17 protein-coding genes are annotated in these 14,228 nt (G+C 64.6%); 2 read left to right on the top strand and 15 right to left on the bottom strand.

Translation table 11 applies throughout. The annotated features are described in order from the left end of the window. Nucleotides 1-4: 4 nt before the first annotated feature. The gene (locus LB547_RS18190) at nt 5-802 is read right to left on the bottom strand and encodes an N-formylglutamate amidohydrolase (RefSeq protein ID WP_140654745.1); all 798 of its coding nucleotides are present in this window, start codon (nt 800-802) and stop codon (nt 5-7) included. Between the two features lie 270 nt (nt 803-1,072). Between LB547_RS18190 and LB547_RS18185 the strand changes: the two genes are divergently transcribed. Both LB547_RS18185 and pyk read left to right on the top strand, forming a co-directional pair. After that, the gene (locus tag LB547_RS18185) at nt 1,073-1,537 is read left to right on the top strand and encodes a DUF1036 domain-containing protein (protein WP_404928014.1); all 465 of its coding nucleotides are present in this window, start codon (nt 1,073-1,075) and stop codon (nt 1,535-1,537) included. Next, a complete protein-coding gene (pyk, locus tag LB547_RS18180) occupies nt 1,534-2,967 on the top strand; it encodes a pyruvate kinase (RefSeq protein WP_140493391.1) in 1,434 nt (477 codons plus the stop codon). Before LB547_RS18185 ends, pyk begins: the two co-directional genes overlap by 4 nt. A gap of 15 nt (nt 2,968-2,982) precedes the next feature. Here pyk and LB547_RS18175 read toward each other — a convergent pair whose 3' ends face one another. From LB547_RS18175 to LB547_RS18110, 14 genes are all read right to left on the bottom strand, one after another. After that, nucleotides 2,983-3,444, bottom strand: a complete 462-nt coding sequence (locus tag LB547_RS18175; protein WP_411970480.1) for a hypothetical protein — start codon at nt 3,442-3,444, stop codon at nt 2,983-2,985. Nucleotides 3,445-3,496: 52 nt separating this feature from the next. Beyond that, entirely contained in the window at nt 3,497-4,564 is a 1,068-nt protein-coding gene (locus LB547_RS18170; RefSeq protein ID WP_140759273.1) for an alpha/beta fold hydrolase, read from the bottom strand. Nucleotides 4,565-4,661: 97 nt separating this feature from the next. Then, complete coding sequence (locus tag LB547_RS18165) at nt 4,662-5,300, bottom strand: tetratricopeptide repeat protein (protein WP_140658583.1); 639 nt, start codon at nt 5,298-5,300, stop codon at nt 4,662-4,664. A gap of 108 nt (nt 5,301-5,408) precedes the next feature. Then, nucleotides 5,409-5,534: a type B 50S ribosomal protein L36 gene (gene ykgO, locus LB547_RS18160; RefSeq protein ID WP_125004464.1), complete on the bottom strand. Its 126-nt coding sequence runs from the start codon at nt 5,532-5,534 to the stop codon at nt 5,409-5,411. 274 nt (nt 5,535-5,808) lie between these two features. Further along, nucleotides 5,809-6,885, bottom strand: coding sequence for a 5-(carboxyamino)imidazole ribonucleotide synthase (locus LB547_RS18155; RefSeq protein WP_140759275.1), 1,077 nt, complete (start codon nt 6,883-6,885; stop codon nt 5,809-5,811). Further along, nucleotides 6,882-7,379: a 5-(carboxyamino)imidazole ribonucleotide mutase gene (purE, locus tag LB547_RS18150; protein ID WP_140517590.1), complete on the bottom strand. Its 498-nt coding sequence runs from the start codon at nt 7,377-7,379 to the stop codon at nt 6,882-6,884. Before purE ends, LB547_RS18155 begins: the two co-directional genes overlap by 4 nt. A 94-nt stretch (nt 7,380-7,473) precedes the next feature. Further along, on the bottom strand, nt 7,474-8,367 hold the full coding sequence (locus tag LB547_RS18145; RefSeq protein WP_140759277.1) for an anti-sigma factor family protein: 894 nt from the start codon (nt 8,365-8,367) through the stop codon (nt 7,474-7,476). Then, complete coding sequence (locus LB547_RS18140; protein WP_140759279.1) at nt 8,364-8,903, bottom strand: sigma-70 family RNA polymerase sigma factor; 540 nt, start codon at nt 8,901-8,903, stop codon at nt 8,364-8,366. The genes LB547_RS18145 and LB547_RS18140 overlap by 4 nt, the downstream gene beginning before the upstream one ends. Before the next feature lie 405 nt (nt 8,904-9,308). Then, the gene (locus tag LB547_RS18135; protein ID WP_140759281.1) at nt 9,309-10,514 is read right to left on the bottom strand and encodes an aminotransferase class V-fold PLP-dependent enzyme; all 1,206 of its coding nucleotides are present in this window, start codon (nt 10,512-10,514) and stop codon (nt 9,309-9,311) included. A 24-nt stretch (nt 10,515-10,538) separates the two neighbouring features. Next, nucleotides 10,539-11,000 (bottom strand): RidA family protein, encoded by a 462-nt coding sequence (locus LB547_RS18130; protein ID WP_140525749.1) that lies wholly within the window; start codon nt 10,998-11,000, stop codon nt 10,539-10,541. A gap of 38 nt (nt 11,001-11,038) precedes the next feature. Further along, complete coding sequence (locus LB547_RS18125; protein WP_140759283.1) at nt 11,039-11,833, bottom strand: amino acid ABC transporter ATP-binding protein; 795 nt, start codon at nt 11,831-11,833, stop codon at nt 11,039-11,041. Between the two features lie 2 nt (nt 11,834-11,835). Next, nucleotides 11,836-12,486 carry an amino acid ABC transporter permease gene (locus LB547_RS18120; protein ID WP_140500483.1) on the bottom strand — a complete coding sequence of 217 codons (651 nt, stop codon included), beginning with the start codon at nt 12,484-12,486 and terminating at the stop codon, nt 11,836-11,838. A 1-nt stretch (nt 12,487) separates the two neighbouring features. After that, nucleotides 12,488-13,153, bottom strand: a complete 666-nt coding sequence (locus LB547_RS18115; protein WP_140500485.1) for an amino acid ABC transporter permease — start codon at nt 13,151-13,153, stop codon at nt 12,488-12,490. 90 nt (nt 13,154-13,243) lie between these two features. Continuing rightward, complete coding sequence (locus tag LB547_RS18110) at nt 13,244-14,125, bottom strand: transporter substrate-binding domain-containing protein (RefSeq protein ID WP_140500486.1); 882 nt, start codon at nt 14,123-14,125, stop codon at nt 13,244-13,246. Between the last annotated feature and the right edge of the window lie 103 nt (nt 14,126-14,228).

The following is a 14,228-nucleotide window of genomic DNA, read 5'->3' as shown; positions in this document are numbered from 1 at the left end:
CTCCTCATAACGGCCCGGTGCGCGAGCCGAACATCTTCACTTGGTGTATATCGGGACGGCGATCGATCGCGTCAACGATCGGCGCCAGACGCTCAGCCCACGAAAGCGCATCCCCGCCGGTCGCGATCAGGTCCTGGCGGATTTCGATCAGCGCGTGGGCATAGCCGTTGACGATGGCGTGCCTGAACATGGTGTCGCCCCGCAGCGCGCCGTCATAGGGCTCGTTGTCGCCGACAACGAGGTTTTTGTCAGCGGCCAGCATGTCGATCAGCGGCCGCGCCACGCGGTCGTCGCGGTCCCACAGTACGCCGACATGCCACGGCCGCTGCCTGCCCTGCATGACCGGCGTGAAGGAATGCACGGAGAAGATGAAGGGTGCCTTGCCGGAAGCCTGCGCGACCGAGGCGATCGTGGCGCCGACGGCGTCGTGATAGGGCCGGTAGAAGCGGTCAAGCCGCCTTTCGCGCTCCTCCGGGGCGAGTGGATAGTTTCCTGTCACGACGGTGCCGTCATAGAGCTGACGGATCAGCGTTGGATCATCCTCACCACGATTGGGATCGATCAGCAGCCGCGAAAAATTGGCGAGCACCGCTGGCACATCGAGCAAGGCAGCGAGTTCGCGCGTCACCGCCTCGACGCCGATGTCATAGGCGATGTGGCGGTCGAACGCCGCCGCCGGCAGGCCAAGGCTGCCATAGTCTTCAGGCAGGTCGCGGCGGGCATGGTCGGCCAACAGCACCATGCCCCGCTTGCGGTCGCCCTCGACGACATCGAAAGGCGCGAAAACTGTGGATCGGGTCATTGGCGGGAAATGGTCTGTTCGCTGGCTTCCGGGGAGGATGCTATCGTCTTTCCACGAAGACGACGCGGGCGCAATGCCGTTGTTTGGCCAAGGTTTCCGCTGAAATCTGGCAAGGGGCGACGGATCGCGCGCCGGGAGCCTTCTTAAATCGATTGGAATTGGACAAAACGGCGCGTTGACATGCGCCCGGACTTTTCCGAAAAGGGGCGCAGAGAGATGCTGATGTGGTTCTTGAGGGGTTTCAGGATGAGTTCCGCCGGCGGGCGGCGCGTGCGCTTCGCCTTCGCCATGCCGCTCCTGACGCTCGCCGTGGGTTTGTCCGCGATGGTTGCGGCCTCGCCCGCCCGCGCTGATTTCCGCGTCTGCAACGCGACGCAAAACCTGGTCGGCGTCGGCATCGGCTATCGTGCCAAGGCCGGCTGGATCACCGAGGGCTGGTGGCACATCGAAGGATCGAGTTGCAAGACGCTGATCGAAGGGCCGCTGTCATCAAGGTTTTACTATCTTTATGCAGAAGACGCCGAACGCGGCGGACGCTGGGACGGCCCGATCAACATGTGCGTGGCTGAAAAAGAGTTCAAGATCGCCGGCGTCACCGATTGCGTCGCCCGGGGCTTCCAGCGCGCCGGATTCCAGGAATACGACACGGGCGAGCAGGCAAGCTGGATGGTCCAGCTAACCGACGACCCCGCAACGGGAGGCGCGCCAGCCGCCCCGGGAACAAACAGTCAATGAGACGCAGCCGCAAGGTCAAGATCCTAGCCACCATCGGTCCGGCCTCCTCTTCCGAGGAAATGCTGAAGAAGCTGTTCGAAGCGGGCGCCGATGTGTTCCGCATCAACATGAGCCATACCGATCACGAGTTGATGCGCACGCTGGTCGGACGCATCCGCGCCGTCGAGGAGACGGTCGGAAGGCCGATCGGCATCCTTGCCGACCTGCAAGGACCCAAGCTGCGCGTCGGCAAGTTCGCCAACGGCAAGGAGGTGCTGACCGTCGGCCAGACCTTCACGCTCGACGACAATCCCGAGCCCGGCACCGCGGCCAGGGTCTATCTGCCGCATCCCGAAATCCTGAGTTCGGTCGAGGCCGGCCACCGGCTGCTGATCGACGACGGAAAGCTGGAGCTGAAAGCGGTGAAGGCCAACGGCAAGGCGATCGTCTGCACCGTCGTTGCCGGCACCACGATTTCCGACAGAAAGGGCGTCAGCCTGCCCGATACCGACCTGCCGGTCGGCGCGCTGACCGAGAAGGACCGCAGGGATCTCGACGCGGTGCTCGCCACCGGCGTCGACTGGATAGCGCTGTCCTTCGTGCAGCGGCCGGAGGACCTGGCCGAAGCGCGCAAGATCGCACGCGGCCGGGCGCTGATCATGGCCAAGATCGAGAAGCCGCAGGCGGTTGCCCGTCTGGCCGAAATCATTGAACTCTCAGACGCGCTGATGGTCGCGCGCGGCGATCTCGGCGTCGAGATGCCGCTGGAAGCCGTGCCCGGGATCCAGAAGCAGATCACGCGCGCAGCGCGCCGCGCCGGCAAGCCGGTGGTGGTCGCCACGCAGATGCTGGAATCGATGATCACCGCGCCCGTGCCGACCCGCGCGGAAGTCTCCGACGTTTCGATCGCCGTCTTCGAAGGCGCCGACGCCATCATGCTTTCGGCCGAATCGGCCGCGGGCGCCTATCCGGTGGAAGCGGTGGCGATGATGAACCGCATCGCCACCAAGGTGGAAACCGATCCGACCTATGCAGGCATCATCAACGCCCAGCGTTCCGAGCCTGAAGCAACCGGCGCCGATGCGATCTCGCTGGCGGCCCGCGAAATCGCCGAGACGCTGAAACTGTCGGCGATCATCACCTACACGGCTTCCGGCACCACGGGCCTGCGCGCCGCGCGCGAGCGCCCGCAGGTGCCGATCGTGGCCCTGTCGCCGATCGTCAACACGGCGCGGCGGCTGTCGCTGCTGTGGGGCACGCACTGCGTCGTCTCCCCCGATGCCACCGATCTCGACGACATGGTCGATCGCGCCTGCCGCATCGCGCTTGAAGAGGAATTCGGCAAGCCCGGCGACCGCGTCATCATCACCGCCGGCGTGCCGCTAAGGACGCCCGGTTCGACCAATATGCTGCGCATCGCCTATGTCGGTTCGGACTTGGGCACCCGATAAGCCCGCCCCAGGGCTTCACCGCGTTGCGATCTTGAGAGCTCTTGTTGCCGCTGCGGCGTGGTCAATGCGCTGAAGGAAGCGACGCGCGGGGTATGGGATCTTGCAGATGTTGATCCGGTCCCCGCATCTTTCGCCGCTTAAGTTCGGCAGTGTCGAGCAGATCGAAATCGACCTTTTCCAGCGTGCAGTGCCAGTCGGCGCTGTGCGAACCCATCCTCGTTTGTGGTGTTCCAGAAGCCGTTCGCGGCTGGAATAGCCATGGTAGTCGAAGGCGATCACGCCGTTGGTCACATAGATATGGTTTCCGTAATGGTTCCCGCTTGGAATGATCCGCTCGCCGTAAAATCCGTCCAGGGGAGGATAACTAAGAAAGACGCCCGCAAGGATGGGGCAGGCGCCGTAACCGAAGAAGATGCGATCCGGCAGCGCCCAGAATTTTTCGGGATTTTTCTTTATGCCGTGTTTCAGGACGTACATGCCGCTCTGGCCCCGATACCGTTTTTCGACGACCGTTTTCGGAAGACGCACATCAGGTCGGCGCCAACTCCGCTTCGGGTTCCTTGAGGTCGGCGCATTTGCCGACGCCATAGGCATCGCCGGCGATCCGCGCTTCCACCGCCCTTGCCATCGCCTCCAGATCCACGCTCCTGCCGGCGGCCTTCTCGATGGCGCCAACGACCAGATCAGACGCGATCCAGTCCGGCTTGTGGCCGAGATTGCGCACCCAGACCAGTTCGGCGCCGGCAATGTTGCGCTCGAGGCCGACCGAATGGATATGGGCGTAGACGACCTTGTCTCGATCGCCCGAGATGACCACGGTCGGCGCCTTGATCTCGGCGTAGCGCGGCGCGGCCCCAAGCGCATAGCGGTAGAGGCCGACGACATCGCTGGCATTTGCGCGGAAGGCCGACGGTCTCAGCACCAGCGGGATCGAGGCCTCGGCGACATAATTGTCCGGCACTTTGTTGGGCGAGAAGACGCAGGTCGTAGCGTCGGCGATCCGCAGCATTCCTGCCGGATAGCTCAGCGTTTCGGAGAACAGCCGGCCGATCACCGGAATGGTGGTCAGGTCGTAGTACCAGGCGGTTGCGCCGCCGGGCCACGGATGGGTTGCCGGTGCCAGGAATACCAGCCCGAGCGTCTTGTCGGCATGCTCGCGGCCGAAGGCGGTCGTCACCGCGCCACCGAAGGAATGGCCGACGATGATAGCCTGCTTCATACCGAGATGGTCCATCAGCGCGGCGACGGTGTCGGCCTGCGACCACGGATCCTCGTTGTTGCCGGGCCCGCGTCCCGACCAACCGAATCCCGGCCGGTCGAAGAACAGCAATTCGGCGCGCCCTTCAAGCAACGGCCTGAGCGGCAGCATCTGATCCCTGAGATTGGCGCTGGCGCCGTGGATGAAGACAACAGGCGGCAGGTCGGCCTTGGCGGGGCCAGGAACGTGGACATAGTGGATGCGCGCGCCATCGATGTCGACGAATTCGCCGACGGCCGGGTTGCGGCGCTCGATCAGCCAGGAGCCGACGCGGGTGATGCCGACAAATCCAAAGACAAGTGCCAGAAGGAAGGCAAAGGCGGCATAGAGCAGGTTCATGTGGGATATACGAGAGGGAGTAGGGGAGTAGGGCAAGTATTTCCGGGCGATCTCTTTCCTACTGCCTTACTGCCTTATTCCCCTACTGCCTTAAATATCAAATGCCTTCGCCGGCGAGTTCTTCCGAAAGCGTACCGACTTGATCCTGGGCGCTGCGCAGCATCGGATAGATGGCAAGGACCTTCTGCCAGGCCTCGAGCGCCGATTGCTTGCGTCCGGTCACGGTCATGATCTGTGCCAGGCCCGACAGCGCGCCGAAATGGCGTGGTTCGAGTTGCAACGTATGGTCGATGTCGGACATCGACTTGCCGTAGTTCTTCATCATGAAATGCACCGTGGCGCGCCGGTTCCAGCCCTCGGCATAGGCCGGCTGCAAGGTGACCACCTGGTCGAGGAAATCGAGCGCGACGTCGAACTTCTGGTTCTCGATCGCCTTCTGCGACCATTGCATCATCAGGTCGATCGAGGCGCTGCCCGACTGGGACCATTCGCTCCAGATGATGCCGGCGATACGCTCTGCCGCCTTTTCGTTGCGCTCGCGCTTGAGATCGGCAAACAGCTTGTCGAGCCGGGCCTCCCTGTTCATTGCGGGAGGCGGGGCTTGCGGCACTGGCTGGGCATCCGGAGGCGCCGGCTCCGGGGCCGCTTGCACAGCGGCCCGGTCATCGGCCCGAGCCGGCAACGAGACGGCGCTGCAAAAAAGAAGGACCGTCAAAAATGCAAAAAGAATCCGCATCGCCCGAATCTAGTCCCGGGCGGCGGAACGTCAAACTGATTTTAGCGTGAACGGCCGGCGGACCGACGATAAACACCAACTGCGGAGGCAAAAGCCTCGCGACGAAGCTCAGCCCTGGCGCGCCTTATAGCGGGGGGCGGTCTTGTTGATGATGTAGACGCGGCCCTTGCGGCGAACCAGACGGTTGTCGCGATGACGCGCCTTCAGCGCCTTGAGCGAATTCTTGATCTTCATGGTCTTGCCTGTCGGTGTGGACCCAGTCCGGGTCGAAATTTTAAGGCGCGCCAGAAGACGCGCCTTTGAACTGTGGGTGGCTCATAAACGAGGAGCCTTGTCCGTGTCAACCGCAAGCATGCCCGGTAGCGGAGATGAATGCCCGGTGTCGTCAAATATCCGCAATCGGCCAATGGCTCGGCTCCGGCTGGTATGATGTGGTGGTCGCCACGTGACTTGGGAACGACATGCGCCGAGTTTTCCTGCCCGGTAGCTCGCGGCGTCGAGATTGCTGTCAGGCGCGGCGGCTGATCCGGGTGAAATGGCCCATCTTGCGGCCGGGCCGCGCTGCGGCCTTGCCGTAGAGATGCAACATCAGGTCTGGCTCCGCCAGCAATTCCGGAACGCGCAAGATATCGTCGCCGATCAGGTTCTCCATCACGCAGTCGGAATGGCGTCGCGGGTCGCCGAGCGGCAGGCCGGCCACGGCGCGGATATGCTGCTCGAACTGCGAAACGGTGCAGGCGGCTTCCGTCCAGTGGCCTGAATTGTGGACGCGCGGCGCGATCTCGTTGGCCAGCAGCGAGCCATCGGCCAGCACGAAGAACTCGATGCCGATGACGCCGACATAGTCGAGCGCCGACAGGATCTTCACCGCCGCCGTCCGGGCCGCCTCGGCTGTCCGGGGCGCGATCGCGGTCGGCACGGTCGATGTGTGGAGAATGCCGCTGCGGTGGACGTTCTCGGCCGGATCGTAAGTGGCGACGACGCCATCGATGCCGCGCGCGCCGATGACGGAGACTTCGCGCTCAAAGGAAACGAAGGCCTCGAGGACCAGCGGCACGTTGCCCATGGCCTCGCAGGTGCCGGCGAAGCCGCCGGCTTGCATGTCGCGGAAGACGCGCTGGCCCTTGCCGTCATAGCCCATGCGCCGCGTCTTCAATATGCCGCTGCCGCCAAAGGATTTCAGCGCTGCGGTCAGCTCGCCGTCATTGTCGACCGCGCGGAAATCCGCCGTGGCAATGCCGATGCCGTTGAGAAATGTCTTCTCGGTCACCCGGTCCTGCGCCACATCAAGCGCGCGCGCAGGCGGATAGACCGCCACCTTTGCGGCGAGCGCCTCGGCGGCGGCAACCGGAACGTTCTCGAATTCATAGGTGACGACGGCACTTGCCTCGGCCAATTCGGCAAGCGCGGCGGGGTCATCGTAGGCGGCCGTGACCTGACGGTTGGCGACCTGTGCCGCGGGGCAATCCGGCTGCGGCTCCAGCACCACGGTGCGGTAGCCGAGGCGAGCGGCCGCCATTGCCAGCATGCGGCCGAGCTGGCCGCCGCCGATGATGCCGATGGTCGATCCGGCGGGCAGGCTCATTGCGTGTCCGTGGGTTCGGCCGCGACCTTGGCGGTCTGTGAGGCGCGCCAGGCATCGAGCCGCCCGGCAAGCTTGTCGTCGTTGAGCGCCAGCACGGCGGCGGCCAACAGAGCCGCATTGGCCGCACCGGCCTTGCCGATGGCCAGCGTCCCCACCGGAATGCCGGCCGGCATCTGGACGATGGACAGCAGCGAATCCTGTCCCGACAGGGCCTTGGATTCCACCGGCACGCCGAACACCGGCAGCGGTGTCATCGCCGCCGTCATGCCGGGCAGGTGCGCCGCACCGCCGGCACCGGCGATGATGACCTTGTAGCCGGCGGCCTTGGCGCCCTTTGCGAAGGCGTAGAGCCGGTCGGGAGTGCGGTGCGCCGAGACGATCAGCCGTTTGTGCGGGATGCCAAGCGCCTCCAGTGTCTCGGCGGCATGGCGCATGGTCGCCCAGTCGGACTGGCTGCCCATGATAATGGCGACGTCGGCGCGTTGATCGTCCAAGCTTCTGCTCCCGGCGACAAAGGCGCGCCTTAGCGGAATTCGGCGGCGGCGGCAAGGATGCGGGGCATTGCCGGTGTCCGGCCGGGAAATCGGCCTATGCCGCAGCCTTGCGGAAGCGGGCGACGAAATCGTCGAGTTCGGGCCGCTCCATGTCGGAGATCGCCCAGTAGGAGAAGGCGCCGTCGCTCCACTGCACCAGCGAAAAGCCGCCCGAGGAAAGATCGTCAGGCTCGCTGACCTTGCCGCCCTGCTGCGGTTCGGCGACCAGCGTGATCAGATGCTCGCGGTGGCGGTAGACAAGTGCCGGCATCGGGCGGCCGGAAATCACCTCGACCCGGCCGCCGATCAGCGCAAAACCGTCCTTGGCAAGATCCGGTGCCGGCGGCGACACGCCGATCCGGGCGTCGAGCCAGGGTTTTACCGTATGGCGATCCGACGAGACGATGTCGATCGGGCTGGCGGCAAGCAGGCTGCGGCGATGGCCGCTGGCGACCGCCGCGGCGAAGCTGTCGGACGCGCCGTTGACCATCACCCATTGCGTTGCTCCGCTGGCCAGCACCGCGCTGATCATGATCGAGGCGGCAAGAGCGCGCCAGTCGAACGAGCCGAAGCGGCGCGCTCGACTCGGCGACAGCCGCGTATCGGCGTTTCGCCTCTGGCCTCCCCCGCCTGGGGCAAGCACCCCCGGGAGCGCCAGCGGGCCCTGCTGCGGCTTGGCCGTTTCGCCTGCCGGCTGTGCGGTGGGCGCGGCGCCAATGGCCGCAATGCGCGCGCGAAACGCGTCGCTGACATCTGGGCGCGGCAGGCGGCCAATCGCGCCCCGCAAGGCCACGATGCGGGCATGCTCTGAGGCAAGCCGCAGATCGGCCGCAATGCGCCGCTCCACCGCAAGCGCGGCCGCTGCATCAAGTTCGCCATCGACGAGGGCGTGGATCATCAGCCTGATGCCTTCCGGATCATTGGGCAGTCCATCGTCATGCATGGTCATGGCGCTCTCCCCAGGTCAGACATAAGCAGGCTCCGCGCGCGGGCCAGCCTGGACATCACCGTGCCCATCGGCACGCCGAGCATGGCCGCTATCTCGCGATAGCTGAGGCCGCTGATGTCGCGCAGCACAAGCGTCTCGCGAAACGGCTGCGGCAGGGCTGCTATCGCCGTTTCAAGCGCCACCGTGTCGGCCTTGGCGATCAGGCTTGCCTCCGGACCATATTCGTCCGGCACGCTGATGCCGTGTGCCGCCGCCATCTCGTCGAGATCGCCGAGATCACCGACGGCCAACATGCCGCGCGGCCGGTTGCGCGACATCCAGGTATAGGCGGTGTTGCGCACGATGGTCAGCAGCCAGGCGCGGGCATTGCCGCCGGCATAGCCTGATATGCCCGCATGCGCCTTTATGCAGGCGTCCTGCACGACGTCCTCGGCATCGGCGCCATTGCCGGTCAACCAGCGGGCAAGCGCCAGCGCGTCACCGAGATGAGGCACCACCACCTCGCTGAAGCGCTCGGCTCCGGCCTTCTCGCTCAAAGCAGCACCATCCGATACTCCACGAGGAACAGGCCGTGCGCTTTCAAGCAATACCGGCGGTCTCGCCCCGCCCGTGCGGGCGAAACCCTCGGCAACAGGCAAAGCCGCCTGCCGTGGCGAAAGTGAATTCATCTGCGTCACCAGTGTCAAGCGCAATGGGAAAGCCGTGCATCATGGGAGAGAGGCCGGTTGAGGTCATGCGCTCCAGCACATGGCGGCCGCCGACGCCGCGGCCATGTTCGCTGTCGTGTTCATGATGACGGACATGCGGATCTCCTCAACGCCTGTAGCGGCCTATGTCGAGGAGACCCGTTGCGGCCGAGATTTATTCCCGCGGCGTACGCATCCGGCTGTTCACGGTCACGTGATCAGCCGGTGCTTTGGGTTCGTTGGTCCGCTTGGCGCTCAATCCGGCCAGCGCAAGGCGCCGGAAGAGACCTTGCGAGCAATCTTCATGGCGTCGGCGGGCCGGTCCTTCGCGGTCAACAGGGCGCGCAGCCGTTCGGTGACGATCTCCGCCTCTCCGGGATGAAGATTACAGGGGTCGAGGAAGAAATGGCCGCGTTCGACCTCGTGATTGCGCACGATGATGGGCGGCGATCCACCGGCAAGCGCCGAGGCAAGGCCGGCGGCGGTGAAGCGGCTTTCCGGCAGCACGAAGACCTGCAGGCGGTCGAGCGGGTTGGAGGTCGGGTCGGGAATGATCTCCGCGCCAATGCCCGGGATACCCTGCAGAGCATCCTTCCAAAGGTTGAGGGCGGCCTCTTCGCGCCGGCGGATGCCGGCGTGGTCGCGCTTCTCCCATGCCTCGAGCGCGGCCATGGTGCCGGCGATGCTTTCCTTGCCGACCTTCATGGCGCGGGCGACGCCGCGGTTCTGCAGATAGGCGCCGCGCACCAGATCCTTGCGTCCGGTGACGATGCCGCTGGTCGGGCCGCTCAGGAATTTATGGCCGCTGTAGATGACGATGTCGGCACCACGCGCCAGGAAGCCGCGCAGGTCATATTCGGAAGCCGCGTCGACGATCACCGGCACGCCCCTGGCGTGGCAGATTTCACAGAACTCCTCCAGCGACAGCATGCCGTATTGCACCGTGTGATGCGCGACGACATAGAGCCCTGCCGCCGTGCGGTCGTTGATCGCGTCGCGGACATGATAGTCCTGCGTGACGCTGACCGTGCCGGCGGGCACCACCTTGGCGCCGGCGACGCGGACCGACTGGTCGATCGGGGCGCCGTAGTTGACGATGTGGCCAAGCTGGATGATCACCTCTGACTTGAGGTCGCCGGTGTCGTCCGGCAGGCGTTCGATGGCGAGCAGGTTGGTTCCCGTCATCGCGCCGGCGATCGCCATGGTGATGCCGCTGGCGCAGCAGGCGGTGATGAAGCCGGCCTCGCCGCCGGTGAGGCGCGCGACGACGGCGCTTGCGGCGCGCTGCAGATCGTCCATCTCCACCCATTGCGATGCCATTTCAGACATCGCGCTGATCGCTTCAGGCACAATGATCGACGCACCGAGCGCCGTCATCGTGCCGGAGACGTTGATGATCGGACGAAGGCCGAGCCGTTCGCGGATCGTCGTGTTGGAGCCGGTGTCTGAATATGTTTTCATGTGAGCAATCCCGTGGATGACAGATCAGGCAGCGATCTCGACGACCGCTTCGATTTCGACGGTGATGTTTCCCGGCAAGGAGCCGACGCCGATCGCCGAGCGGGCATGCCCGCCGATCGTGGCGAAAACGTCGGCGAAAAGATCGGAGCAGCCATTCACCACTTTGGGGTGGTCGCTGAAGGTCGGCGTGGCGTTGACGAAGCCGAGCAGCTTGACGACGCGCACGATGCGGCCGAGATCGCCGGCGGCAGCATGCATGACGGCAAGCAGGTTGAGGCCGGTGAGGCGGGCATGCTGATAAGCCTCCTCCACCGTCACATCCTCGCCCACCTTCCCGGTGCAGAGCGAGCCGTCGGCCCGCAGCGGTCCCTGGCCGGACAGGAAGATCAGCCGGCCGCTCTCGGCATGGGTAACGAAGTTGGCGATGGGCGTCGGCGGCTCGGGCAATGTGAGGCCGAGTTCGGCGAGCCTGGTGTAAGGCGTCATGGAAGAAGGCTCCTTGGGATGGCGTCAACCATCCGATGTCAGAAGTGCGAGGCGCGGAAGCGCGCCAGGAAATTGCGCAGACGCTCATTGTCGGCGTCCGCAGCAAGGATCTCCTTCGGCGGGCCGACGGCGCCGACGCCGCCATCGGCCATGAAGACGATGCGGCTCGAGGCGTCGCGGGCAAAGGCCATCTCATGCGTGACCATCACCATCGTCATGCCGTCCTCGGCGAGGCTGCGCACCACTTCAAGCACCTCGCCGACGAGTTCCGGATCGAGGGCGGAGGTTATCTCGTCGAGCAGCAGGATTTTCGGCCCCATGGCCACGGCGCGCGCAATTCCGACGCGCTGCTGCTGGCCGCCGGAGAGCTCCGCCGGCAGGCTGTCGGCCTTATGGGCAAGACCGACGCGGCCGAGCCAGTGTTCGGCAATCGTGCGCGCCTCCGCTGTGCTTTTGCCGCGCACCTTGGTGAGGCCGAGCATGATGTTGCCGGCGGCGGTGAGATGCGGAAACAGGTTGAAGCTCTGGAACACCATGCCGGTCTCGGCGCGCATCGCGGCAAGGTCGCGTTCGCTGCGGCGCTGGCGGGCTCCGGTTTCTCGGAAGCCGACCTCCTTGCCGTCGATGCGGATGGACCCGCTGTCATAGCTCTCCAGGAAGTTGACGCAGCGCAGCAGCGTGGTCTTGCCGCTGCCCGAGGGCCCGATGACCGTCACCACCTCGCCGCGCGCCACGCGCAGGCTGACCGAGCGCAGGACCTGGACGGCGCCAAAGGATTTGGACACATCGCGGATGTCGAGAAGGGCCTGGGCATCGTTCGAGCTTGTGGACATTGCTATTCCCGGATGAAGGAGAAACGCCGCTCCAGCCGCCTGCTGGCAAGCGAAAGCGCATAGTTGACGGCGAAGTAGATGAGGGCGCCAAGGATGTAGAGCGGCATGGCCTCATAGGTGCGGCCGATGACCTGGTTGATGGCCTGCATGAGATCGGTGATGCCGAGCAGCGAGACCAGCGCGCTGCCCTTGACCGCGTCGGTGACGCCATTGATCCAGGGCGGCAGGAAACGCCTGAACGCTTGCGGAAAGATGACATGGGCCAGCCGCTGGCGGAAGGTCAGGCCGATCGCCATTGCGGCCTCCGATTGTCCCTTCGGAATGGAGCCGACGGCGCCCCGCAGGTATTCGACGACCTGGGCCGTCTTGAACAAGGTCAGCGCCAGCACGGCAGCCCAGAAGGACGGCAGGTGAAGCCCGACGGCCGGCATCCCGTAATAGACGAAGAAGATGAGCACCAGGATCGGTATGCCGCGAATGGTGTCGCTGAAGATGCGAACCGCCCAGCGCGCCGGCGCCGGGCCGTAGACCAGGCCGACGCCGAGGACGACGCCGGCGACGAGCGAAAACGTCACGACCAGCAGCGACACCCAAAGCGTCAGCGCAAAACCCTGAGCCAGGAAAGGCAAGGCGTAGGCGATCTGGCCAAGCATGCTAGTGCACCACCTTGAACCAGCGTTCGACGAGCCGGAGCGCGTAAAGCAGGGCGTAGCCGGTCAGCAGATACATCGCCGTCACGACGAGATAGACCTCGACGATGCGGAAGGTGTTGAAGTTGATCCATTGCGCGCCGAAGGTCAGTTCGGGCACCGAGATGACCGAGGCGACGGAGGTGTCCTTGAACAGCGATATGAAGGTGTTGGAAAGCGCCGGCAGCGTGATGCGCAGCATGGTCGGCAGGCGCACATGCAGCAGCCTTTGCCAGGGCGTCAGGCCGATCGCCTTGCCGGCGTCGAGCTGGCCGCGCGGAACCGCTTCGAGACCAGAGCGGAACACCTCGACCAGATAGGCGCCGCTGTAGAGCGCCAGCGTGGCGACGAACGAGGTTTGCGCGCTGTAGGCGATGTCGACCACGGTCGGCAGACCGTAGAAGACGAGATAGACGAGCAGGATCAGCGGCACGTTTCGGATGAATTCGACATAGGCGGCAATGATGCCGCGCACCATGCGTCCGGCCGACACGTACCAGACCGCCAGGACCAGGCCGATGACGATGCCGATGGCGATCGAGATGACGGCGAGCTCCAGGCTGAGCAGCAGACCGCCCCACAGCTTGTCGAAATGCCGCCAGATCAGGTTGAAATTGAGCGCATAACCCATGCGTCGGCCTCAGTGCTCCCGATGTGACGCAAAGCTGGCCGCGTCGCCAGGAAAAAAGGCGGAAGGGTCGGCGCCCTTCCGCCGATGACGTCAGATAACCGGGAAGCCGGGGTGGCGCGCCGGCGGCTCCTGCCCGAAATAGTCCTTGAACGCGGCGTCATAGAGCGCCGTTTCATGGCCGAACATGGCGATGGTGAAGGTCTGGTTGACGAAGGTCAGCCAATCGAGATCGCCTTGCCGGAGCGCCGCGCCATAAAGCATCGAGTACCAGCTCTTGCCGGCATCGAAGTATTTGTCCGGATTGCGCGAGGCGAGCCAGCGCACGGTGGAGAGGTCGACGGCAGCGGCATCGGCACGCTTGGATTCCAATGCCTGCAGCACGTTGGCCTGTGTATCGATCTGCATCACCTGCGCCTCCGGCAAGGCAAAATGCACCGAAGATTCGGCGTCGACATTCTGCAGGATGGAAACGCGCGTCGCGGAGCCTGCGGCAAGCAGCTTGTCGAAGGTCTTGTTCTCGGCGCCGGGCAAAGTCAGCAAGGCGACGCCCTCGACGTAGTAAGGCCTGGAGAAGTTGATCAGCTGCGAGCGCTGCGCGGTCATGGTCATGAACTGGATGGTGATGTCGACCTTGTTCGTCGTCACGTTCGGAATGCGCTGCGCCGGGTCCTGCATGACGAACTCGACCTTGGCCGGGTCATCGAACAAGCCCTTTGCCAGGATGCGCCCCATGGTGATGTCCATGCCGACGAGTTCGCCGGCGTCGTTCTCGAAATGCCATGGCGCATTGGTGCTTCCGGTGCCGACAATCAATTTGCCGCGCTCCAGCACGGTGCGTAGCAGGCTATCGGGCGCAGCCTGCGCCGCCGCCTTCTGGACGTCGACCGTTGCCGCCGCGCTCATGACGCCGGCCGTTGCCAGTCCGGCCATACCCAGTTTCAGAAAATCACGCCTTTTGGATGTGTCGTCCACAGCGACCTCCTTTCGTGTTGTGTTCCCCTACGCACAGGCAATACGCGCACCCGGATCGTTACAGAAATTGTCTCTTACAAGGGACTAGTGTATCCTGTACAAG

This window comes from Mesorhizobium sp. B264B1B (assembly GCF_020165765.1).
GTDB lineage: Bacteria > Pseudomonadota > Alphaproteobacteria > Rhizobiales > Rhizobiaceae > Mesorhizobium.
The sequence above is the reverse complement of the archived record's forward strand: the minus strand, read 5'-3'. Positions and strand labels throughout refer to the sequence as shown.